The sequence below is a fragment of the Streptomyces sp. NPDC090106 genome, assembly GCF_044747265.1.
Lineage (GTDB): Bacteria > Actinomycetota > Actinomycetes > Streptomycetales > Streptomycetaceae > Streptomyces.
Genome location: NZ_JBIVDS010000008.1, coordinates 325,936 through 346,139, shown reverse-complemented (window position 1 = coordinate 346,139; position 20,204 = coordinate 325,936). Strand labels below are relative to the sequence as shown.

Genomic DNA, 20,204 nt, shown 5'->3' with positions numbered 1-20,204 from the left:
CAAGTCTCTTGAAAAAGAAGGGAGTTCAGTCCCTTGTCGAGCGGGACTTCTGCACCTCGTTGGCGATGGCGGCGACGAGGAGTACCGCGCCGACCGAGACGGGCTGCCAATTGGTCGATATCTGCACGAGGTTGAGGGCGTTGGCGACCACGCCGAGGAGGATCACCCCGAGAGCGGTGCCGAGGATCGTGCCGTGCCCGCCCGCCAGCGACGTACCGCCGATGACGACCGCGGCGACGGCGGTGAGCTGGATGGAGAGTCCGCCCGCACCGGGGCTGCTGGAGCCGAGGCGGGACAGCGTCATGAGGCCCGCGAGGCCGGCGAGGGCGCCGGTCGTGGCGTACAGGCTGAGTTTGCGGGCGGCGACGTCGATGCCGCTGAGCCGGGCGACGTGCTCGTTGCCGCCGATCGCGTAGGCGTCGCGGCCGAACACCGTGAACCGCATGACCAGGGCCGTCGCCGCCATCACGAGGACGGCCACGATCAGCAGATACGGCACCCCGGCGATCTTCTCGTTGCCGAGCGCGAACATCCTGGTGCCGATGGAGACCGTCTGACCGTTCAGGACGAGCAGGCAGACCCCGTCGAGGAGGGTGGCGGTGGCCAGGGTGATCACGAAGGGCGCGACCGTGGTGAAGGTCGCCACCACCCCGTTGACCAGGCCGATGAGGGTGCCGAGGACGAGCACGGCGAGGACCGCGGTCCAGGTGGGCCAGCCGTGCGAGAGCATCTGCGCCCCGACGGCGGCGGTGACGACGACCACGCTGCCCATGGAGAAGTCCATGCCGCCCGCGGTCATCAGCAGGGTGAGCCCGGCGGCGATGACCGCGTTGATGCTGACCTGGCGGAGGATGTTGACGAGGTTGGTGTCGGTGGTGAAGGTGTCGGTCCGCAGGGCGGTGGCCACCACCACGACGACGAGGACCGCGAGGAGACCGGAGTGCGGCACGCCCCGGATCGAGAACGCGGGCCGGCGGGGTGCGGAGCCGGTTTCCGGACCGGCCTCGGCAACTGTCTTCACGCTCACTGGGGTTGTCCTCCGAGGGCGGTGGCGACGAGTTCGTCGCGGGTGACGGCGGTGATGTCGTACTCGGCGACCGTGCGGCCGGCGCTGACGACGACGACCCGGTCGGCGAGCCGCATGACCTCCTCGGCCGAGGAGGAGGCGAGCAGCACGGCCACTCCGCGCGAGGCGAGGTCGTCGAGCAGCGCGTGGATGTCGGCCATGGCGGCGACGTCCACCCCGTTGGTCGGGTCCTCCAGGAAGCAGGCGACCGGCTCGGTGTCCAGCCACTTGCCGAGCAGCACCTTCTGCTGGTTGCCGCCGGACAGCGCGCCCACCGGCGGGTTACCGGTGAGGGCGCGCACCCCGTAGGCGCGGCGCAGCGGGGCGGCGCGGCGGGCGAGCGCGGTGCGCAGATGCAGTCGGCGGCGGGTGAAGCGGTCGTCGGCCAGCATCAGGTTCTCGTCGACGCTGAGCGCGGGGACCAGGCCGAGGGTGCGGCGGTCGCCGGTGACGCAGCGCAGTCCGCTGCGCAGCGAGGCGGAGACCCTGCCGAACGGCACGGGCCCGCCGTCCACGGTCAGTTCGCCGCGGTCGGGCCGCCTTCGGCCGGAGAGCAGGTCGAACAGGCGTGACTGGGCGTCGCCCGCGGGGCCGAGGACGGCGACGATCTCGCCCTTCCTGACCTCGACGCCGAAGTCACGGACGGCGTGGCCGTGGCTGAGGCCGTGCACGCCGAGCCCGATCTCGGACTTGGGGGCGGGGCGTTCGGGCCGGATGGAGACGACGTCCCGGCCGACCATGGCGCGCACCAGGGCGGCCCGGTCCGTGTCCTTCGCCTCGGCGCCGGCCACGACGGCTCCGTCGCGCAGGACGGTGAGCCGGTCGGCGACCGCGAGAACCTCGTCGATGTAGTGGGAGATGTAGACGACGGCGACCCCGTCGTCGCGCAGGGTCCGCACCAACTCCCGTATCCGGTCGGCGTCCTTGGCGCTGAGGCAGGCGGTCGGCTCGTCCAGGACGAGGATGCGTCCGCCGCGCCTGACCTCGCGCGCCACCTCGACCATGGTCTGCTCGGCGACGGTCAGCGAGCCGGCGGTGCGGGTCACGTCGATGTCGATGCCGAGCCCGGTCAGGGCCCGGCGGGCCTCGTCCCGGACGGCTGTCCAGCGGACGGCGCCGCGCCGGGTGGGCAGGTCGCCGAGCATGATGTTCTCGGCGACGGTCAGCCCTGTCGCCAGTTCGCGGCGCTGGGGCACGGAGGCGATGCCGAGGCGGCGGGCGCGGCGCACGGTCAGCGCGTGCTGGGTGTGGCCGTCGACCTCGATGGTGCCGCTGTCGGGCTGGTGGACGCCGGAGAGGATCTGGACGAGGGTCGACTTCCCGGCGCCGTTCATGCCCATCAGGGCGTGGATCTCCCCGGGACGCAGATCGAGGTCGACGCCCTTGAGCGCGGCGGCCCCGCCGAAGCTCTTGGTGACGCCCCGGACGCGCAGGACCGGGGTCACCGCACGCGTCCGTGGCCGCGGATGTCCGGGAAGGGGGGTTCCTTGCCGGCCTGGAGGTCGACCTGGAAGGTGTTGAGGCACATGCCGAGCATGGTGAAGTTGCCGAGTGCGCCGATCGTGTCGACGAGGCCCTTGGCGCCGAAGTGCTCCAGGGCGTCGGCGAACGTCTCGTCGCTGACGAAGTGGTCCTCCAGGACCTCCCGGCAGAACTGGTAGAAGGTTTGGTCCGCGTCGTCCTCGAAGACCGCGGGCCTCCGCTCGGCGACGGCCTTGACGGCGGCCTCCGGAACGCCGGCCTCGATCGCCTGGTCGACGTGCGCGTTCCAGGAGTACTGGGCGTCCCAGTTGCGGGCCGCCATCAGCAGCGTCAGTTCGCGCAGATGCCTCGGCAGGGAGCAGTCGAACCGGGCGAACGCGCCCAGCGACTCGGCCCGTTCGCACATCTCGGGGCTGTGCAGCCAGACCCGGAAGGGGCCGCGGACGGCTCCGCGGCGCCCGGCGATCCGGGCGGCCAGCTCCTGCTGGCGCGGATCCATTTCCTCTTCGTTGAGAACGGGGAGCCTCATCTGGCCGATACCTGCCTTTTCTTTCCGGCACGTTTCTGTGAAGCAACGGGAAACCCGTGCGATGCCAGCCGACCGTACAGCCGGGTCCGGGAAGCTCACCCCCTGCGGAATGCAAGGTAAAACTGCACGCCGGAGGGCACCCCCGGACGGGCGCGCGACCTAACGTCGTGCGACGCATCACCCGTGAACGGAAAGGGACTTCCCCGATGACCACGATCATCAAGGCCGCGTCCGTGCCCCTGCTAGACCGGGGCGGGGCCGTGGTGACGACACCCCTCATCACCACGCCGTCCGCGGACGGGGAGAACCGCATCACCAGCGGAATGAGCGTCTATCCGGTCGGTTCCGGCGCCCCGCTGCACTCGCACAACTGCGACGAGCACGTGACGGTCCTGGACGGCGAGGCGGAGGTCTGGGTCGACGGCGTGGTGACGAGGCTGGAGCGCTACGACACCACGTACATCCCCTCGCCGATCCCTCATCTGTTCCGCAACATCGGCAGCACGCCGCTGAGGATCCTGTGGGTCTACTCCTCGGGCCACGTCACCCGCACGTTCACCGAGACGGGCCGAACGGTGGAACACCTTTCGGCCGAGGACCAGATGGGCCGGGACTGACCGCCGACTCCCCTGCGGACGCTGTGGCGTCGGGCGCCGCCTCGGACGGCCTGAGCCGCCGGCGCCGGCCCCGCGCGACGGGCCGGACCGGCCGGCCCGCTCCAACCGGCGCACGCGTCAGGCCCGTTCACACCGGACGGCCGACAGCACGGCACCGCACCCGTCCAGGGACCGGCATCCGGCATCCACGGCGCCTCGCGGCGGACACGGGCGCGAGGCCGCCGGTCACGGCCTGCGGGGAGAGGGTCCGGGACACCGGTGTGGAGCCGTGTCTCCTCACCCCCGCCCCTCCCGGCTTGAGGCGCCTTCCGGCAACGACCCCATGGCCCTCACCCCTCCCGGCCCCTTCGCCGCCCACCGCCGCCCGGGACCCATGGGCGCCCCGGCCCGTGGTCGGCCCCGGCCCAGCCTCGTCGCCGTCGGCCCCGGCCCACGCCGTGGTCCGCCCCCGGCCCCGGTCGCTTCGCTGTCGGCCACGTCGCCGCCCCCGTGCCGTCGTCGGCGCGGCCCCAGGCCCACATCCGGCCCCCGGCCCCATCGCCGCCCCCGGCCCTGTCGCCCCCCAAGCCCCGTCACCTCTCCCCGCCCCGTCGCCTCTCCCCGCCCCGTCGCGGCCCACCGCCCTGTCGCGGCCCACCGCCCCGTCGCGGGCCTCCCGCACGGCTGAGGCCGGCCATCGCCCCTGACACTCGCGATGGCCGGCCTCGGTCCGTTCCCCCTCGGGGCGGGGTGGGTCAGTGGGTGCCCACCAGTTCCTGGTCCGCGCCCTTGAGGGTGCCCTGCCTGGCGCTGCGCAGGGCCGCGATGCCGATGAAGACCATCGACGACAGGCCCGCGAGGGCGAAGGCGGTGAAGCCGAAGTCGCCGTTGCCCGCGGCGAGCAGCTGGCCGCCGAGCCAGGGGCCGAAGACGGCGCCGAAACGGCCCATGCCGGAGGTCCAGCCGACGGCGGTGGCGCGGTTGGCGGGCTCGGAGGCGATGGAGACGGTCGCGTAGATCATGGTCTGGGCGCTGTTGAGGAAGACGCCGGTGAGGAAGACGACGACCATCGTCACGCTCATCGGCATGTGGACGCTGAGCAGGAAGACGCCCGCCGCGGTCAGCGCGAACCAGATGGCCGAGATGCGCGGCGCGCCGAACCGGTCGGCGGCCCGGCCCGCGACCAGCATGCCCACGATGCCGCCGAGGTTGAAGACGACCACGAAGGCGAGCGCGGAGGCGAGTTCGTAGCCCTCGGCGCGCATGAGGGTGGGCAGCCAGGTGGCGACGCCGTAGACGAGGAGCAGTCCGCCGAAGGAGGCCAGCCAGTACAGGAGGGTCTGGATCCAGCGGCCGTCGCGGAACAGACCGGCGAGCGCGTCGAAGCGGTCGGCGGCGGACTTCTTGCCGGTCTTGGCGGCGGGCACGTCCACGTCGTACTTCTCGGCGAGCGCCGCGGCCTCCTCGGCGCGGCCCTTGGCGACGAGGAAGCTGAGCGACTCGGGCAGGTACTTGGCGAGCACCGGGGCGAACAGCAGCGGCAGCACGCAGACCCAGAAGGCGGCCCGCCAGCCGACCGGCTCGACCAGCCACTGGGCGACGAAGGCGGAGAGGATGCCGCCCGCGTGGTGGGCGGTCATCAGCACGCCGATGATGATCGCGCCCCGGCCGCGCGGGGCGTAGTCGGAGACCATGCTGATCGCGGTGGGCAGCAGACCGCCGAGGCCGACGCCCGCGAGGGTCCGGCCGAGGCCGAAGACCGCGAGGCTGTCCGCGAGGGCGCAGACCCCGGAGGCCAGCGAGAAGAGGGTCACACAGCCGACCATCAGCTTCTTGCGGCCGATCCGGTCGGCGACGGTGCCGGCGGTCAGCGCGCCGACCAGCATGCCGAAGGTGGCGTAGGAGCCGAGGTCGCCGGCCTGGTCGGGGGTGATGCCGAAGGTCTTGGTGGCCAGCAGGTGGGGCAGCACCGAGCCGTAGATGAACATGTCCAGGCCGTCGAAGAGCACGGCCAGCCAGCACAGTCCGACGACCAGGAACGCCAGTCTGCTGCCGCGAGCGGAGGAGGGGGAGGAAGACATCGTTGGTTACCTCTCGTACTTGGTGCGCTAGACGCTAAGGAGCCGCCCGCCAACAGTCAACGTTTTTGTCAACAATCTCATCGACAGTTTTGGCGGACGGCTCCACGCGTCTGCTCCGCAGGTCAGGCCACCGGTGGCGTCCCGTGCGTGTGGAACGACTGGATGGTCTTCAGCCCCCAGGCCTGCCCCTTCTTGCGCTCCTCCTCGGTCCAGGTGATCAGCGGCCAGTCGGGCGCCAGCACCAGGCGGGTGAGCGGGTTGCACAACTCGATCCGGTTGCCGCCGGGTTCGTAGACGTAGAGGAAGAACGTCTGCTGGATCGCGTGCTTGTGGGGGCCGGTCTCGATGAACACACCGCTGTCGATGGCGAGATCGGCGGCGCGCAGGATGTCCTCGCGGGTGTCGGTCGCGAAGGCGATGTGGTGCAGCCGCCCCGAGGTCCCGGTCCAGTCCTCGGTGTAGACGACGTCGTACGACTTGGCGGTGAAGGTCAGCCAACGGGCCGCGATGCGGCCGGAGTCGAGCCGGATCTGCTCGGTGGCGCGGGCGCCGAGGACCTGTTGCTGGAACTCGGCGTTGGCGAGGACGTCGGAGGCGAGGAAGTTGACGTGGTCCAGCCTGCGTACGCCGACGCCCCGGTTGGGCTTGGCCTGCGGCTGGTTCTTCAGCGCGGGCCTGAGCTCCTCGGGCGCCCGGTAGTGCTCGCTCTCCCAGTACAGGGCGTGTTCATGGCCGTCGGGGTCGGTGGTGACGTAGAGCGGGCCGAGCCCGGGTTCGTCCTCGACCCACTTGCCGGTGCCGCCCGCCGCCTCGACGGCCTCGATCCGGCGGTGCAGGGCCTCCTCGCTCGAGGTGCGCAGGGCGAGCCGGCCGAGGCCGGGCTGCGCGCGGGCGGTGAGGACGAGACTGTGGTGCTCGTAGTCGTCGAAGGTGCGCAGATAGACGGTGTCGCCGTCCTGCCCGTTGACCGTGAGGCCCAGGTAGTCGGTGAAGAAGGCGACGCTGGCGTCCAGGTCCGGGGTGAACAGCTGGGCGTGGCCGATGTGGGCGATGTCGCCGAGCGGCGGAGTCATCGGTGACCTCCTAGGGGTCGTGCGGCGGGCCGGGGGAAGACGGTGCCGTCGAGGATCTTGCGGGCCGTGCGCACCACGGCGGTGCGGCGCGCCGAGGGCAGTCCGCCGGACGTGGTGCCGAGGGCGCTCTCGATGTCGAGGAATCCGGTGGGGTGTTCGATCCGGACCCGGTCGCCGCCGGGGTCGAGGCGGGCGAGGTCCGCGCCCACGCCGCCGTCGATCCGCAGACCCGCGGCGACACTGGCCGCGCCGAGGACGCCGATCGAGGTGTGACAGCGCACGGGGATGAAGGTGCGGGTGCTGACCGCTCCCCCGTTCCGGGGCGGCGCGAGGAGCGTGAGCTTGGGGACGGTCGTGCCGGACACGTCCCCGAGCCCCATCAGCCGGCCCGCCGCGAGGCGGACGGCGCGCAGCCGGTCGGCGAGCACCTGGTCCTCCTCCAGATCCCGGGGGGACTCGTACCCGGTGACCTTGAGGGAGGTGGCCGCGATCAGGACGGTCGGCATGCCGTTGTCCACGCAGGTCACCTGGACGCCGTCGATGTCGTCGCGGGCCCGCCCGGTGGGCAGCAGGGGGTGCTCGCCCGGCGGGAACTCGATCACCACGGGCGCGGCCGTCCCGGGGACGCCCGAGATCTCGGCGTCGCCGTCGTAGTCGACGCGTCCGCCCGGGGTGGGGAACGTGGCGGTCGCCAGGTCGCCGGTGTTGACCATGCGGATCCGGACGGAGGTCCGCTCCTGTCCGGCCGTCACCAGTCCGCGCTCGACGGCGAACGGGCCGACGCCGGCGAGGATGTTCCCGCAGTTCTGACGGTCGCTCACCTCCGCCTCGTCGACGGCGACCTGGAGGAAGAGGTAGTCGACGTCCGCCCGCGGGTCGGCGGAGGGCGAGACGACGGCGACCTTGCTGGTGAGCGGGTGCGCGCCGCCGAGCCCGTCGATCTGGCGGACGTCCGGGCTGCCCATGATCCGCAGCAACAGGCCGTCACGCGCGGCGGGTTGGGCGGGCAGGTCGGCGGCGAGGAAGTAGGCGCCCTTGGAGGTGCCGCCCCGCATGAGGAGGCAGGGCACCCCGCCGGCCGTCACGGCCGCTCCCGTTCGTACGCGTCGTACGACTGGTAGCGCACGCCGAGTTCCTTGAGCTTCTCCCGCAACCCGTAGCGGTCCAGGCCGAGTTGGCCGTCGAGGAACGCGGCGCGGGTGGCGGCCTCCTTGGCCTCGCGGGCGGCCGAGCGCTCGGCGGTCTCCGCGGCCGACTCGCGCGGGACGACCACGACACCGTCGTCGTCGGCGAGGATCACGTCGCCGGGGCGGATCACCTGGCCGTCGAGGACGACGGGCACGTTGACCGAGCCGCCGGTGGCCTTGACGGTGCCCTGGGAGGAGACGGCGCGGGACCAGGCGGCGAAGCCCATGTCGCGCAGCTCCTGGGTGTCGCGGATGCCGGTGCCGAGCACGACGCCGCGGACGCCGCGCTGATGGAGGGCGGTGGCGAACAGTTCGCCGAACAGACCGTCCGTGCAGGGGGAGGTGGTGGTGACGACGAGGATGTCGCCCTCGCCGCACTGCTCCACGGCCGCGTGGATCATGAGGTTGTCGCCGGGCCAGCCGAGCACGGTGACGGCCGTCCCCGCGACGCGTACGCCCTGCTGGACGGGGCGGATCTCCGGGCCGAGCAGGCCTGTTCGGCCCATGGCCTCGCTGACGGTGGCGACCCCGAACGCGGCGAGCGCGTCGACGTCGGCCAGGGCGGCCTTCGGGGGGCCGGTGACGATCACGCCGCTCATGCGAGCTCCTTGGCGATCTGCGGGAAGGGGCGCATGAACGCCTCCGCCATCGTGGTGTGCGCGAGGCCGAGGTTCGGGCCCGCGTTGCGCTTGAGCTGGACGCCCCGGCGCACGGCGAGGTCGGTGTAGTACGCCCACAGGTGCTGCTGGGCGCCCAGGCACTCCATGGCCTTGCGCTTGGTGTCCCACACCTCGGTGATGTCCAGCAGGACCTCGGGCCGGAAGCCGCTCATCTCGGGCTGGTGCGGCTCGAAGTAGAAGACGGGCGGGGCGCCGATGATGTCGCCCTCGCCGGGGTAGCCGATGGCCTGCGCGAGGATGCGGGCCTCCAGCGCCATCCGGTTGGCGGCCGGGTGGTCGCCGTTGTAGGGGTCCTCGACGGGGTGGGTGAGGACCACGTCGGGCTGGGTGTCGCGGTAGACCTCCACGAGCCGGTCGGTCAGCTCGGGGGTGGCCAGGAGGGGGTAGTCCCCGGCGTCGAAGAAGCGCACCTCGGCACCGAGGACGGCGGCGGCGCGCTCGGCCTCGGCCCGGCGGATCTCCTTGATCTCCTCCAGGCCCTTGCCCTCGCGCCACGCCTTCGCGGACTCACCGCGCTCACCGAAGGTGAGACAGGCGATGGTCACCTTCTCGCCGCGCGCGGCGGCCAGGGCGATGGCACCGCCCGCGCGCCACACGAAGTCGCCGGCGTGCGCGGTGATCACAAGGGTGGAGCGTGGGTCGGCGGGCGCGTTGGCCTCGGTCATTGCTGGGATCTCCTTGCTGACAGGTGAGCGCCCGCCCCGACCGGCACACGGCTCAGTCGCGCAGCGCCGCGATCACACTGGTGAGGTGGGCGCGGACGGCCGCCTCGGCCGCCTGCGGGTCCCTGGCCCTGATCGCCTCGATCATCGCCAGATGCTCGTTCAGGGAGTGCTGCGGACGACCCGGTCGCAGCGCCAACTGGAAGCGGTGCCGCACCAGTTGGGCGTTGAGCCGCTCCAGCAGGTCCACGGCGGTCTGCTGGCCGGAGTACTCGCGGACCCGGGCGTGCAGCGCCTGGTTGAGCTCCGAGTAGGTCACCGGCTCGCCGTCGGCCACGGCCTTGGTCATCGCCGTGCCCAGCTCGGTGAGTTCGGCGAGCTGCTCGTCGCTGGCGGCGACGGCGGCCTTGGCCGCGCAGAGCCCTTCGAGGGCCATCCGGCACTCGGTGATGGCGACCGCCTCCTCGACGGTCACCACCCGCACCCGGGAACCCCGGTTGCGGATGCGCTCGACGAGGCCCTGGGCCTCCAGATCGATGAGTGCCGCGCGGATGCTGGCCCGCGTCACACCGAACTGCTCGGCGAGTTCGTTCTCCACCAGCCGCTGCGCCGGTGCCATCTCGCCGTGCAGGATCGCCTGCCGCAACTGCGCGAGCGCATGCTGCTTGGCCTGCTCTCCGGTGCCCGGACGGGCTTCCTTCGGCATCGTTGCCCTCCCTGAGTGAGTGCCTGTCGAACGTAAATCTAGCCCGACAACATTGTCAACAATTTTGTCTGCCGTATTGCGGGGTGTTCCCGATGCCTGGGATCGCCGCTCGCGATGGCCCGGGGACCGAGGACCGGGGACCAAGGACCGGGGACGGAGGTCACTCCTCGCGGTACAGCGCCGTGAGGAGTTCCAGCACGGCCTGGGTCGCGGGGTGCGGGTCGTCGCGCCACCACGCGAGGCGCACGGCGATCGGCTCGCCGTCGCGCAGCGGCCGGTAGACCACACCCGGCCTCGGGTACTGGTTGGCGGTGGACTCGGCCGTCGTCCCCAGGCACCGGCCGGTGGAGATCACGTTCAGCCAGTCGTCGACGTCGTGCGTCTCCTCCAGCGCGGGCCGCGCCTCGGGCGGCCACAGGTCCTCGGTGGTGGTGCCGGTACGGCGGTCCACCAGGATCGTCCGCCCCGCCAGATCCGCCATGCGCACCGAGCGCCGCCGGGCCAGCGGATCGTCGGCGGCCATCGCGCACAGCCGCCGCTCCAGCCCGACGATGACCGACTCGAACCGCCGGTCGGCGGGCGCGCGGCGTACGACGGCCAGATCGCAGGCGCCCTCCGCGAGCCCGGCCGTCGCCGAGTTGACGCGCACGAGGTGCAGATCGGTCCCGGGGTGCTCGCTCCCCCACCGGCGCTGGAAGGCCAGGGTGTGCCGGCCCAGCGCCGACCAGGCGTACCCGATCCGCAGATGGGCGTGTCCGGAGGTGGCGTCCCGCACCAGGTCGTCCACCTCGGCCAGGACCCGCCGGGCGTGCGCGACGGTCCTGAGGCCCGTCACGGTCGGGGTGACCTCGCGCGAGGTCCGCCGCAGCAGCCTGACGCCCAGGGCCTGTTCGAGGGAGGCGAGGGTGCGGGAGACGGCGGCCTGGGAGACACCGAGGGACAGCGCGGCATCCGTGAAGGTGCCCTCGTCGACGATCGCGACGAGACAGCGCAACTGTCTGAGGTCCACAGCCATGACTCCAGCGTATAGATCGCGCGTCCCATGCATTTTGCACATGTACGGACCGGGCCCAGGATCGGCTCATGCCAGGAGCCTCCGCACGCCCCGCAGCACGCCCCGCCGTCCCCCTCACCCCCGCCGTCCCCCTCCCGCCCGTCGCCGCGTCCCGGGTGCGGATCGCCGGGGTGGCCACGATGCTCGGCAGCGGACTGTCGAACCAGTTCGGCGCCGCGGTCGGTTCGCTCGCGTTCCCCGTCATCGGTCCGGTGGGGGTGGTGGCCGTACGGCAGTACGTCGCCGCCGCCGTGCTGTTCGCGGTGGGACGGCCCCGGCTGCGGTCGTTCACCTGGCGGCAGTGGTGGCCGGTGCTGGCGCTGGCCGCGGTGTTCGGGACGATGAACCTGTCGCTGTACACCGCCGTCGACCGGGTGGGCCTGGGCCTCGCGGTGACACTGGAGTTCCTCGGCCCGCTGGCCATCGCCCTCGCCGCCTCCCGGCGCCGGGTGGACGCGTGCTGCGCGCTGCTCGCGCTCGCGGGGGTCGTGACGCTGATGCGCCCGCGCCCCTCGGCGGACTACCTGGGCATGGGGCTCGGGCTGCTCGCCGCGGCCTGCTGGGCGGCGTACATCCTGCTCAACCGCACGGTCGGCCACCGTATCCCGGGGGCGCAGGGCTCGGCCGCGGCGGCCGGGGTGTCCGCCCTGATGTTCCTGCCGGTCGGCATCGTGGTCGCCGTGCACCGTCCGCCGACGCTCGCCGCGGTGGGCTGCGCGGTGACGGCCGGGGTGCTGTCCTCGGCGGTTCCCTACCTCGCCGACCTGTTCACCCTGCGGAGCGTCCCGGCGCCGGTGTTCGGGCTGTTCATGAGCGTCAATCCGGTGCTCGCCGCGCTCGTCGGCCTGGCCGTCCTCGGACAGGGGCTCGGCGGGCCGGAGTGGGCGGGCATCGCGGCGGTCGTCGCGGCCAACGCGATCGGCATCCTGACGTCCGCCCGCACCACCCGTCAGCAGGCGCCGAGCCAGTAGCCGAACCCGCGCCGGGTGTGGATGAGCGCGGGTTCCTCCCGGTCGACCTTGTGCCGCAGCCGGGACACCAGCTTCTCGATGGCCTGATGCCCCCGGAACTCACCCCACACGTGCCGGCTGATCTGCTCCTTCGACAGCACGCACCCCGCGTTGGCGAGCAGGTGCCGCAGCAGCCGGTACTCGGCGGGCGTCAGGTCGAGCGCGCGGGGCCCGCGCACGGCACGGCAGGTGAGGTCGTCCAGGACCAGGCCGCCGCGGCCGAGGGCGCCGGGGCGCGGCTCAGGAGCACGGCGGCGCAGCAGCACCTGGACCCGGGCGAGCACCTCGGGCACCCGCACCGGCCTGATCACGTAGTCCTCGCCTTCCAGGCCGAGTTCGGGCAGCAGCCGGTGCAGCGCGTCGCAGGAGGCCAGGTAGAGCAGCGGGGGCCGGTCGGCGGGTGCCATACGGCGGCCCCGGGCGAGCTGCCCGAGGTCGGGCAGGGTGACGTCGAGGACGACCAGGTCGTAGGGGCACCTGGCCAGTCGCGCCATGCCCTCGGCGCCGGTATGCGCGGTGCGGACGCGGTAGTCGGCCAACTCCAGGGTGGTGGTGAGCAGTTCGGTCTCCGCACAGTCGCCGGCGATGACGAGGAGGCGCTGTCCGGCGCCGCGCGGCGGGGCGGGTTTCTCCATGAGGTGCGCGTACATGGCGGGCCAATCGTGTGGGGGGCGAGGCCGTGGGGCGTACATCGGTTGCGGGGACGTGGAGTTGAGTGTCCGTCAGGCGGGAGCCGGGTCCGGCGGACCGTGGGGCGGCGGTACGGGAATCGGGTCCGCCGGGCCGTGCGGTGACGGCCGGACGGGAGGCGAGTCCGCCAGGCCGTCCGGCGGCCATACAGGAAGCGAGTCCGCCGGACCGTGAGGCGGCATCGCCAGAAGCGGAACCGCCGGACCGCACGGCAGCCGAACGGAAAGCCCGACCGCCAGGCCGTACAGCGGCCAAACAGGAAGCGGGACCGCCGGACCACAGGATGGCCGTACCGGCAGCGGGACCGCCGGGCCGTGAGGCGGCCGTGGGGGCAGCCAGGTCCCGGTGTGGGGGACGAAGTCGTCGACGAGTCGGCGGGCGAGTGCGGCGAGCAGGCTCGGGTCCTCCTCGGACCGGTCCCCGAGGGCCGGTCCGAAACCGTGTCCGATCGCCGCACGGACGCGTGCGACGGCGCAGAGACCGGCGCCGGTGAGCCGGGAGCGGCGGTCGTCCGGGGCGGCGGTCTGCGCGACGAGCCCGGACCGCTCCGGCTGCCGTGTCCGGCGGGCGACATGGGGAGCCTGCGCGGAGAGCCGGACCGCGAGCCCTGCGGGGCGCGGCGGCTCGCTCTCGGCGATGCGCCGGAGGATCGCCACGGACGCCCGGTCCGGGGTCAGCTCCGCGCACGACATGAGCCGCTCGTGCCGCCGGGGGCGGCCGGCGAGGCGGGCGTTCCGGGCGGGCGCGCACGCGATGCCGGCGACAGCCGCGGCGGCCCCGCTCGCGGGTGGTCGTGCTGTCACGGCGCCCCTTCCCCGGGTCCGGGCGCCAGCCTATCGACCATTCCTTGCTTGACTCAAGTAATACGAATACGCTTGCCTAACTCAAGCATTCGAGCGGGCTGCCGTGCGGCGGCCCCCTGCCTCCACCCCGAGAAGGTCCACCCCCAGAAGGCGAGACAGTCGATGGCCACCATGAAGTCCGTCCTGACCGGCGCACGGAACCTCGTCGACGTCACCGAGACCGAGCGCCCCGTCCCCGGACCGCACGACGCGCTGGTCCGCGTCCGCGCCTGCGGCATCTGCGGAACCGACACCTTCTTCCTCCACCTCGGCGGCATGCCGGCCGGTGCCGACGGCACCACGCGGGCCATTCCCCTGGGCCACGAACCGGCCGGTGAGATCGTCGGGATCGGCGCCGAGGTCACGGGCGTGGAGGTGGGCGACCGGGTCGTCGTCAATCCGCAGGGCGTGCCGTCCGGGATCATCGGCTGCGGCGGGGCGCACGGCGCCATGAGCGAGTATCTGCTGATCGAGGGCGTGGAGGTGGGCCGGAACGTGGCGGTCTTCCCCGACTCGGTGCCCTTCGACGTGGCCTCGCTCAACGAGCCGATGGCGGTGGCCCGGCACTGCGTGAACCGCTCCGGCGCGCGGCCCGAGGACCGGGTCGTCGTGTTCGGCGCCGGGCCGATCGGCCTGGGCGCGACGATCTGGCTGAAGCTGCGCGGGGTCGGGCACGTGGTCGTCGTCGACGTGCTGCCCGAACGGCTGGAGACCGCGCTGGCCGTCGGCGCCGACGCGGTGATCGACCCGGCGCAGGAGGACGTCCTCGCGCGCCTCACCGAGCTGCACGGGCAGGCCGCCAATGCCCTCGGCCAGCCGCGCGCGGGCACCGACGTCTACATCGACGCGGCCGGTGCCCCCGCCGTCTTCCAGACCGTGATCGACGCCGCGAAGTGGCACGCCAGGCTGGTGATGGTCGCCGTGCAGAAGAAGTCCGACGCGATCGACCTCGGCGGGATGCTGCGCAGCGAGCTGACGCTGATCGCCTCGCAGGGCTACCCCACCGAGATCTTCGAGGTCACCCCCGAACTCGTCGAGCACCACGAGCGGTTCGCGCGGCTCATCAGCCACCGTGTGCCGTTCGCCGAGGTCGGCCGCGCCTTCGAGCTGGCGCTGACGCCGGGGGCCGCGGAGAAGGTCGTGGTGACGTTCGACGACGCCGGGGAGTGACGGTCCTGTGCCCGGGGTGCGGCACGCGGGCTACGGCGGTCCGCCCGCGTACGCCGCCCGCAGCACCTCCAGCACGGCATCGGCGGTGACGGGGCGCGGGTTGGCGTACGCCTGCCGGGTCGCCAGTTCCGCCGCCACCGTCAAGTCGTCCTCCTTCAGCCCCAGTTCGGCCAGCGAGCGGGGGGCGCCGAGACGTCCGGCGAGGTGCCACAGGGCGGTCGGGGCGTCGTCCGCGGCCAGGGCGCGGGCGACAGCGGTCGCGGCGTCCGGCGCGGCGGGGGCGTTGAACGCGAGGGCGTACGGCAGGACGACGGTGTGGGTCTCGGCGTGGGGCAGGCCGAAGGAGCCGCCGAGGACATGGCAGAGCTTGTGGTGCAGGCCCATCGTGGTGGCGCCCAGGCACGAGCCGCAGAGCCAGGCGCCGTACAGGGCATCGGAGCGGGCGTCCAGGTCCGTGGGCGCCTCGGCCAGGGCGGGCAGGGCCCGCGCCATGGCCCGGACGCCCTCCTCGGCCGTGAGCGCGGTGAGCGGGGAGGCGTCGGGCGCGTAGAGGGCCTCGACACCGTGGGCGATGGCGTTGACGCCGCTGGTCACCGAGAGCGGTACGGGCAGACCGAGGGTGAGTTCGGGGTCGTAGACGATGCTGCGGGGCAGGACGGACGGGTCGCGGCCGGTGCGCTTGACGCCGTGCTCGGTCAGCCCCCACACCGGGGTCGCCTCGGAGCCCGCGTACGTGGAGGGCACGGCGATCAGGGGCAGGCCGGTGCGCAGGGCGACGGCCTTGCCGAGGCCGATGGCCGAGCCGCCGCCGACGGCCACGCAGCCGTCGGCGTCCGCGGCGCGGGCCGCCCGCACCGCCTCCTCGGCCACCTGCGCGGGCACGTGCATCCGGGCGCCGGTGTGCAGACCGGCCGAGGCCGCGCCGAGGGAGTCCGCCACCGCCCGCGCGGTGTCGGCGCCACGGGTGCCGGAGACGACCAGCACCCGTCGCAGGCCCAGCCGTTCGGCCTCCCCGGCGGTCGCGGTGGTCGAGGCGCCGGGGCGGAAGACGACCCGGGCGGGCGGGGTGTCGTGCACGAACCTCACGTGTGCTCCAGGACCAGGTCGACGCGCGCGTGCCGGAAGGGGACCGGGACGCCGAACTCCTTCGCCGCGTCCGCGTCGCGCACGGGGGTGAAGTCGCGTACGAGGCTCTCCTTGACGGCGAACACCGCGTCGGAGGCGAGGTATTCGTCACCCGCGACGAAGATGTGCGTGGTCACCGGGGTGTGGTCCGGGGCCGACACGATGAAGTGGATGTGCGCGGGGCGGTAGGGGTGCCGGGCGGTGGCGCGCAACAGGCCGCCCACGGGGCCGTCGGTGGGGATGGGGTACGAACTCGGCACGCAGGTGAGGAACCAGAAGCGGCCCTCGGCGTCCGCGGTGAACAACCCGCGCCCGTTGCCCGGGGGTTGCACGTCGGGCCGCTGGACGTCGTAGAAGCCGTTGCCGTCGGCCTGCCACACGTCGAGGACCGCGCCGGGCAGCGGGGTGCCGTCCCCGGACAGCACGCGCCCGCTGACGACGCACCGTTCGCCGCCGCCCACCAGGTCGATGTCGGCGCCGAGTTCGCGTGCCGGGGACTCGGTCATGTGGAAGGGGCCGAGGACCGTCGACTCGGTGTGTTCGGAGCCGTGCCGTCCGTTGATGTCCTCCACCAGCATCGACAGCCCGAGCACGTCGGACAGGAGGATGAACTCCTGACGGGTCTCCGTGCAGGTCTGCCCGGTCGCCGTGAGGAAGCGGATCGCCGCCTCCCACTCCTCGGTGGTCAGCTCCGTCTCGCGGGCGAAGGCGTGCAGATGGCGGATCAGACCGGTGAGCAGTTCCCGCAGCCGCGGGTCGTCGGTGGCGTGCAGACTGCGCACGGCCTCGTCGGTGACGTCGGTGACACCGGTGGCGTCGGCGGTCATGTCGGCTCCTCCCTCTGAGCGAGACGACCCTACGCCCGTTCCCTGGGAGGACGGCGGCCCGACGGGACCGGAAACCGGGTCCGGGGGCTGGGGCCGGAGCTGAAGGCCGGGGCGGACCGGGGCGTCACTTGATCACGGCGTTCGCGATGACGACCCCCACCCCCAGCAACGCGTCCACCACCCCGATCAGCAGCGCGGCGAGCCAGGTCCGGTGGGCGTGACGGGCGGTCAGCAGGCCCAGGCCGAACAGCAGGACGATGTTCAGGGTGAACGCCGGGTACTCGATGTCGTCCGAGGGCCACCAGCCCCAGCCGGCGCCCGCCAGGATCAGGGCCGTGGGGAGGACGGCCGCGACCAGCGGCCACTCGTCGCCCAGGCTGCGCAGCGCGTCCCAGCGCCGGTGCGGGGTCCGTTCGGCGATGAAGTGGGCGTACCCGTGGGCGAGCGCGGAGGCGAGGGCCGTGACCAGCAGCCACAGGGCGTCGTAGCGCCGGCTGTCCGCCGAGGTGTGACCGTACTGGGTGAGCGCGGCGACCATCGAGCAGGCGAGGACGGAGCCGTAGACCCCGCCGAACAGGAAGGCCTCGCGGGTGCTGTGCCCGGTGGGGGCGGCGCCGACCAGGCTGTCCTGTGCCATGCCCTCCACGATCACCCGGCCGCCGGACCCCCGCCAGTCGCGACGATGTGTCCTCCCGCCCGGCCGTACGGCCCACACGCTGTCCAGCGCCCGGGCACCCGGTCCCGGCTTAGGGTCCTGCCATGAGCCACAGTTTCGCAGTCCACGTGCCCGACGCCGAGCTGGCACCCGAGCCCCTCGACCCGGAGCAGATCGTCTCCGGGTCGCCCGAGGTCACCGGGAAGGTGGTGTGGGAGTCGCCGGACGGCCGGCGGCTGCGCGGGATCTGGCAGATCACGCCCGGCGTGGTCACCGACACCGAGGCGGACGAGCTGTTCGTGGTGGTCAGCGGCTCGGCGACCGTCGAGGTCGAGGGCGGCCCCACCCTGGAGGTCGGCCCCGGGGACATGGCGGTGCTGCGCGAGGGCGACCGTACGACGTGGACGGTGCACGAGACGCTGCGGAAGGTGTACTCGATCAACCTGGGCTAGGCAGATTGGCCAGGCAGGTTGTAGGGCGTCACGACCTGGATCGAGGACGGCAGGGTCGGCCCGGCGGGCGGCAGCGCCCCGTGCGCCCGCATGACCAGCCGGCAGGCCTCGCGCATGTCCTGCCGCAGGTCGTGGTGGAGGACGGCGGAGATGCGCTCCTCGCCGAGCAGCCGGGTGTTGTCGTGGTCCAGGTCGTGGGCCACGAACACCGCGCACGCGCGGCCCGCGTCCTCGAAGGCGCGCAGGGTGGCGATGTTGCCGCCGCCGATCGAGTAGACGGCACGGATCTCCGGATCGCGCTCCAGGGCGGCGCGGACCAGGTCGTACTGGGTGGCGTCCAGGCCCTGTCCCTCGGCGATCTCGACCAGCGCGCGGCCCGGCTGCCGGGCCCGCATGGCACTGCGGAAGCCCATCTCGCGCTCCTCCTCGTTGCGGAAGAAGCCACTGCTCAGGCTGGTGAGGACGTTCCCCGGGCGGTCGCCCAGCCACTGGCCCGTCAGGTACGCGGCGGTCGCGCCCGCCGCCCGGTTGTCTATCCCGACGTACCCGAGGCGGGCGCTGGCCGGCAGGTCCGTGAACAGGGTGACGACGGGGATGCCGGCCGCGACGAGCCGTCCGACCGCCGCCGTGACCTCGGGGACGTCCGGGGCCTTGAGGATGACGCCCTGGGAGCCGCGCCGGACGATCCGGTCCAGGGTGGCGAGCTGCTCCTCGACGGGTCCCGTCTCCCGGAAGTGGAACCGGGAGCGCACGACGGCCGGGTGCAGGGCGGGCAGCTCGGCCTCCAGGGCGCCCCGCACGGCGGTGGTGAACCGCTCCGGCGCCAGCATCACTATGTCGATCATGAAGGTGCGGCCGACGAGCCTGACCTGGGTGCGCTGCCGGTCCAGGTCGGCGATGGCCTGCTGGACCTCACGGGCCGTGGAATCCCGCACTCCGCCCCGCGCGTTCAGGACCCGGTCCACGGTGGCCTCGCTCAGCCCCGCCTGACGTGCGATCTCCCGGATCGGGAAGGGATGACCCATGCGCCGGCTCCTTGAGGGGTTTTTGATGGCTCCGTGCCAGTTGTTCGACGGGTTTGTACTGACAAGAATGACAGCGCCGCGTCGCCCCTGTCACCGAGAGGACGTCGATGTCCTTCACCGCCGTACAACGCCATGCGTGGCTGTCCGAGCAGGACTGCGACCTCGCGGCGTTCCGCGCGCTCGTCGAGCGCAGCACCGACCCCGCGGACTTCCCGCACGCCGCGTCCGTGGAACGCGGCGTCCTGGTCTACGACAGCGAGCGCGTCGCCGCCGCGGACCGCCGGGCCGTCCAGGAGGAGCTGGTCCACGCCCTGACGGACGGACCCGGGGTCGTCGTGTTCCGGGGCGCGTTCCCCGATCCGGCGGTGGTGGACCGCACCACGGCGGTGTTCGAGGCGCTGCTGCGGGAGCAGGACGCGGCGGGCGTGCCCGCGGGCGACCACTTCGCGCCGCCCGGCACCAACGAGCGCGTCTGGAACGCCCTGGAGAAGACCGCGCTCTACGACCCGGCCACCTTCGCCGACTACTACGCCAACCCGGTCCTCGCGCTCGCCGCGCACGCCTGGCTCGGCCCCGGCTACCAGGTGACGTCCCAGGTCAACGTGGTCAACCCGGGCGGCCTCGCCCAGACCGCGCACCGCGACTACCACCTCGGCTTCCTCTCCGACGAGGCCGCCGCGGCGTATCCGAGGCATGTGCACCGCCTCTCCCCCGTGCTCACGCTCCAGGGCGCGGTCGCGCACTGCGACATGCCGGTGGAGTCGGGGCCGACGCTGTACCTGCCGTACTCGCAGCTGTTCGACGCCGGGTACCTGGCCTCCCGGCGGCCGGAGTTCCAGGCGTACTTCAAGGAGCACCACGTCCAGCTGCCCCTGGCCAAGGGCGACGCCGTGTTCTTCAACCCGGCGCTGTTCCACGCGGCGGGCACCAACCGCACCACGGACGTGCGCCGGATCGCCAACCTCCTCCAGGTCTCCTCCGCCTTCGGGCGGGCCATGGAGACCGTCGACCGGGAGACCATGGCCAACGCCGTGTACCCGGTGCTGCTGCGCCGCGCCTCGGAGGGCGCGGGCGAGGAGTGGCTGGACAACGTGGTCGCGGCGAGCGCCGAGGGCTACCCCTTCCCCACCAATCTCGACAGCGACCCGCCGGTCGACGGCCTGGCCCCGCCCTCGCAGGCCGCCCTCGTCCGGCACGCGCTGCGCGAGCGGTGGACTCCGCGCACCCTGAGGGACGGGCTGCGCGCGGCGGCCGAACGCCGCGAGAGCTGAAGAGCTGAAAGGACCGCACCA

21 protein-coding genes are annotated in these 20,204 nt (G+C 72.9%); 5 read left to right on the top strand and 16 right to left on the bottom strand.

Going from position 1 to position 20,204, the window contains the following annotated elements:
• Window positions 1-25: 25 nt before the first annotated feature.
• The 3 genes from ACIPSE_RS26670 to ACIPSE_RS26660 are packed head-to-tail and all read right to left on the bottom strand — an operon-like array spanning window position 26 to window position 3,047.
• Complete coding sequence (locus tag ACIPSE_RS26670) at window positions 26-1,027, bottom strand: ABC transporter permease (protein ID WP_401666790.1); 1,002 nt, start codon at window positions 1,025-1,027, stop codon at window positions 26-28.
• Complete coding sequence (locus ACIPSE_RS26665) at window positions 1,024-2,511, bottom strand: sugar ABC transporter ATP-binding protein (protein WP_401666787.1); 1,488 nt, start codon at window positions 2,509-2,511, stop codon at window positions 1,024-1,026. Before ACIPSE_RS26665 ends, ACIPSE_RS26670 begins: the two co-directional genes overlap by 4 nt.
• Complete coding sequence (locus tag ACIPSE_RS26660; RefSeq protein WP_401666785.1) at window positions 2,508-3,047, bottom strand: carboxymuconolactone decarboxylase family protein; 540 nt, start codon at window positions 3,045-3,047, stop codon at window positions 2,508-2,510. The genes ACIPSE_RS26665 and ACIPSE_RS26660 overlap by 4 nt, the downstream gene beginning before the upstream one ends.
• 236 nt (window positions 3,048-3,283) lie before the next feature.
• Here ACIPSE_RS26660 and ACIPSE_RS26655 point away from each other — a divergent pair, with 236 nt between their 5' ends.
• A complete protein-coding gene (locus ACIPSE_RS26655; RefSeq protein ID WP_401666783.1) occupies window positions 3,284-3,694 on the top strand; it encodes a cupin domain-containing protein in 411 nt (136 codons plus the stop codon).
• 734 nt (window positions 3,695-4,428) lie between these two features.
• Here ACIPSE_RS26655 and ACIPSE_RS26650 read toward each other — a convergent pair.
• From ACIPSE_RS26650 to ACIPSE_RS26620, 7 genes are all read right to left on the bottom strand, one after another.
• The gene (locus tag ACIPSE_RS26650; RefSeq protein WP_401666780.1) at window positions 4,429-5,754 is read right to left on the bottom strand and encodes an MFS transporter; all 1,326 of its coding nucleotides are present in this window, start codon (window positions 5,752-5,754) and stop codon (window positions 4,429-4,431) included.
• A gap of 122 nt (window positions 5,755-5,876) precedes the next feature.
• Window positions 5,877-6,827 carry a catechol 2,3-dioxygenase gene (locus ACIPSE_RS26645; protein ID WP_401666777.1) on the bottom strand — a complete coding sequence of 317 codons (951 nt, stop codon included), beginning with the start codon at window positions 6,825-6,827 and terminating at the stop codon, window positions 5,877-5,879.
• On the bottom strand, window positions 6,824-7,882 hold the full coding sequence (locus tag ACIPSE_RS26640; protein WP_401667267.1) for a 4-oxalomesaconate tautomerase: 1,059 nt from the start codon (window positions 7,880-7,882) through the stop codon (window positions 6,824-6,826). The genes ACIPSE_RS26645 and ACIPSE_RS26640 overlap by 4 nt, the downstream gene beginning before the upstream one ends.
• A 26-nt stretch (window positions 7,883-7,908) precedes the next feature.
• Window positions 7,909-8,613, bottom strand: coding sequence for a 4-carboxy-4-hydroxy-2-oxoadipate aldolase/oxaloacetate decarboxylase (locus tag ACIPSE_RS26635; protein ID WP_401666775.1), 705 nt, complete (start codon window positions 8,611-8,613; stop codon window positions 7,909-7,911).
• Window positions 8,610-9,359, bottom strand: a complete 750-nt coding sequence (locus ACIPSE_RS26630) for a PIG-L deacetylase family protein (protein WP_401666773.1) — start codon at window positions 9,357-9,359, stop codon at window positions 8,610-8,612. The genes ACIPSE_RS26635 and ACIPSE_RS26630 overlap by 4 nt, the downstream gene beginning before the upstream one ends.
• A gap of 52 nt (window positions 9,360-9,411) precedes the next feature.
• Entirely contained in the window at window positions 9,412-10,062 is a 651-nt protein-coding gene (locus tag ACIPSE_RS26625) for a GntR family transcriptional regulator (protein WP_401666771.1), read from the bottom strand.
• 160 nt (window positions 10,063-10,222) lie between these two features.
• Complete coding sequence (locus ACIPSE_RS26620) at window positions 10,223-11,077, bottom strand: LysR family transcriptional regulator (RefSeq protein WP_401666768.1); 855 nt, start codon at window positions 11,075-11,077, stop codon at window positions 10,223-10,225.
• Between the two features lie 68 nt (window positions 11,078-11,145).
• On the opposite strand from ACIPSE_RS26620, the gene ACIPSE_RS26615 reads away from it, so the two are divergent.
• Window positions 11,146-12,087 carry an EamA family transporter gene (locus ACIPSE_RS26615; protein WP_401666765.1) on the top strand — a complete coding sequence of 314 codons (942 nt, stop codon included), beginning with the start codon at window positions 11,146-11,148 and terminating at the stop codon, window positions 12,085-12,087.
• Here ACIPSE_RS26615 and ACIPSE_RS26610 read toward each other — a convergent pair.
• Both ACIPSE_RS26610 and ACIPSE_RS26605 read right to left on the bottom strand, forming a co-directional pair.
• On the bottom strand, window positions 12,066-12,776 hold the full coding sequence (locus ACIPSE_RS26610; RefSeq protein ID WP_401666763.1) for a response regulator transcription factor: 711 nt from the start codon (window positions 12,774-12,776) through the stop codon (window positions 12,066-12,068). The two genes, ACIPSE_RS26615 and ACIPSE_RS26610, sit on opposite strands and share 22 nt — an antisense overlap.
• Window positions 12,777-12,848: 72 nt before the next feature.
• Window positions 12,849-13,619, bottom strand: a complete 771-nt coding sequence (locus ACIPSE_RS26605; RefSeq protein WP_401666760.1) for a MarR family winged helix-turn-helix transcriptional regulator — start codon at window positions 13,617-13,619, stop codon at window positions 12,849-12,851.
• A 162-nt stretch (window positions 13,620-13,781) separates the two neighbouring features.
• On the opposite strand from ACIPSE_RS26605, the gene ACIPSE_RS26600 reads away from it, so the two are divergent.
• Window positions 13,782-14,828 carry a zinc-binding dehydrogenase gene (locus ACIPSE_RS26600; RefSeq protein WP_401666758.1) on the top strand — a complete coding sequence of 349 codons (1,047 nt, stop codon included), beginning with the start codon at window positions 13,782-13,784 and terminating at the stop codon, window positions 14,826-14,828.
• A 30-nt stretch (window positions 14,829-14,858) separates the two neighbouring features.
• Here the strand turns inward: ACIPSE_RS26600 and ACIPSE_RS26595 are convergent, their stop codons facing one another.
• The 3 genes from ACIPSE_RS26595 to ACIPSE_RS26585 all read right to left on the bottom strand — a co-directional run bounded on the left by ACIPSE_RS26595 (window position 14,859) and on the right by ACIPSE_RS26585 (window position 17,417).
• Window positions 14,859-15,914 carry a maleylacetate reductase gene (locus tag ACIPSE_RS26595; protein WP_401666756.1) on the bottom strand — a complete coding sequence of 352 codons (1,056 nt, stop codon included), beginning with the start codon at window positions 15,912-15,914 and terminating at the stop codon, window positions 14,859-14,861.
• A complete protein-coding gene (locus ACIPSE_RS26590; protein ID WP_401666753.1) occupies window positions 15,911-16,780 on the bottom strand; it encodes a dioxygenase in 870 nt (289 codons plus the stop codon). Before ACIPSE_RS26590 ends, ACIPSE_RS26595 begins: the two co-directional genes overlap by 4 nt.
• Window positions 16,781-16,904: 124 nt before the next feature.
• A complete protein-coding gene (locus ACIPSE_RS26585) occupies window positions 16,905-17,417 on the bottom strand; it encodes a hypothetical protein (protein WP_401666751.1) in 513 nt (170 codons plus the stop codon).
• 122 nt (window positions 17,418-17,539) lie between these two features.
• Here ACIPSE_RS26585 and ACIPSE_RS26580 point away from each other — a divergent pair, with 122 nt between their 5' ends.
• A complete protein-coding gene (locus ACIPSE_RS26580) occupies window positions 17,540-17,887 on the top strand; it encodes a cupin domain-containing protein (protein ID WP_401666748.1) in 348 nt (115 codons plus the stop codon).
• Here the strand turns inward: ACIPSE_RS26580 and ACIPSE_RS26575 are convergent.
• Entirely contained in the window at window positions 17,884-18,912 is a 1,029-nt protein-coding gene (locus tag ACIPSE_RS26575; protein WP_401666746.1) for a LacI family DNA-binding transcriptional regulator, read from the bottom strand. The two genes, ACIPSE_RS26580 and ACIPSE_RS26575, sit on opposite strands and share 4 nt — an antisense overlap.
• 107 nt (window positions 18,913-19,019) lie before the next feature.
• Here ACIPSE_RS26575 and ACIPSE_RS26570 point away from each other — a divergent pair, with 107 nt between their 5' ends.
• On the top strand, window positions 19,020-20,183 hold the full coding sequence (locus ACIPSE_RS26570) for a phytanoyl-CoA dioxygenase family protein (RefSeq protein WP_401666744.1): 1,164 nt from the start codon (window positions 19,020-19,022) through the stop codon (window positions 20,181-20,183).
• Window positions 20,184-20,204: the final 21 nt, after the last annotated feature.

Excerpts from the sequence above, each read along its gene's own strand:
- ACIPSE_RS26590 (WP_401666753.1), bottom strand. The coding sequence starts at position 16,780 with ATGACCGCCGACGCCACCGGTGTCACCGACGTCACCGACGAGGCCGTG.
- ACIPSE_RS26630 (WP_401666773.1), bottom strand. The coding sequence starts at position 9,359 with ATGACCGAGGCCAACGCGCCCGCCGACCCACGCTCCACCCTTGTGATC.
- ACIPSE_RS26655 (WP_401666783.1), top strand. The coding sequence starts at position 3,284 with ATGACCACGATCATCAAGGCCGCGTCCGTGCCCCTGCTAGACCGGGGC.
- ACIPSE_RS26580 (WP_401666748.1), top strand. The coding sequence starts at position 17,540 with ATGAGCCACAGTTTCGCAGTCCACGTGCCCGACGCCGAGCTGGCACCC.
- ACIPSE_RS26660 (WP_401666785.1), bottom strand. The coding sequence starts at position 3,047 with ATGGATCCGCGCCAGCAGGAGCTGGCCGCCCGGATCGCCGGGCGCCGC.
- ACIPSE_RS26585 (WP_401666751.1), bottom strand. The coding sequence starts at position 17,417 with ATGGCACAGGACAGCCTGGTCGGCGCCGCCCCCACCGGGCACAGCACC.
- ACIPSE_RS26625 (WP_401666771.1), bottom strand. The coding sequence starts at position 10,062 with ATGCCGAAGGAAGCCCGTCCGGGCACCGGAGAGCAGGCCAAGCAGCAT.
- ACIPSE_RS26645 (WP_401666777.1), bottom strand. The coding sequence starts at position 6,827 with ATGACTCCGCCGCTCGGCGACATCGCCCACATCGGCCACGCCCAGCTG.
- ACIPSE_RS26610 (WP_401666763.1), bottom strand. The coding sequence starts at position 12,776 with ATGTACGCGCACCTCATGGAGAAACCCGCCCCGCCGCGCGGCGCCGGA.
- ACIPSE_RS26615 (WP_401666765.1), top strand. The coding sequence starts at position 11,146 with ATGCCAGGAGCCTCCGCACGCCCCGCAGCACGCCCCGCCGTCCCCCTC.
- ACIPSE_RS26640 (WP_401667267.1), bottom strand. The coding sequence starts at position 7,882 with ATGCGGGGCGGCACCTCCAAGGGCGCCTACTTCCTCGCCGCCGACCTG.
- ACIPSE_RS26620 (WP_401666768.1), bottom strand. The coding sequence starts at position 11,077 with ATGGCTGTGGACCTCAGACAGTTGCGCTGTCTCGTCGCGATCGTCGAC.
- ACIPSE_RS26650 (WP_401666780.1), bottom strand. The coding sequence starts at position 5,754 with ATGTCTTCCTCCCCCTCCTCCGCTCGCGGCAGCAGACTGGCGTTCCTG.
- ACIPSE_RS26635 (WP_401666775.1), bottom strand. The coding sequence starts at position 8,613 with ATGAGCGGCGTGATCGTCACCGGCCCCCCGAAGGCCGCCCTGGCCGAC.
- ACIPSE_RS26570 (WP_401666744.1), top strand. The coding sequence starts at position 19,020 with ATGTCCTTCACCGCCGTACAACGCCATGCGTGGCTGTCCGAGCAGGAC.
- ACIPSE_RS26575 (WP_401666746.1), bottom strand. The coding sequence starts at position 18,912 with ATGGGTCATCCCTTCCCGATCCGGGAGATCGCACGTCAGGCGGGGCTG.
- ACIPSE_RS26600 (WP_401666758.1), top strand. The coding sequence starts at position 13,782 with ATGGCCACCATGAAGTCCGTCCTGACCGGCGCACGGAACCTCGTCGAC.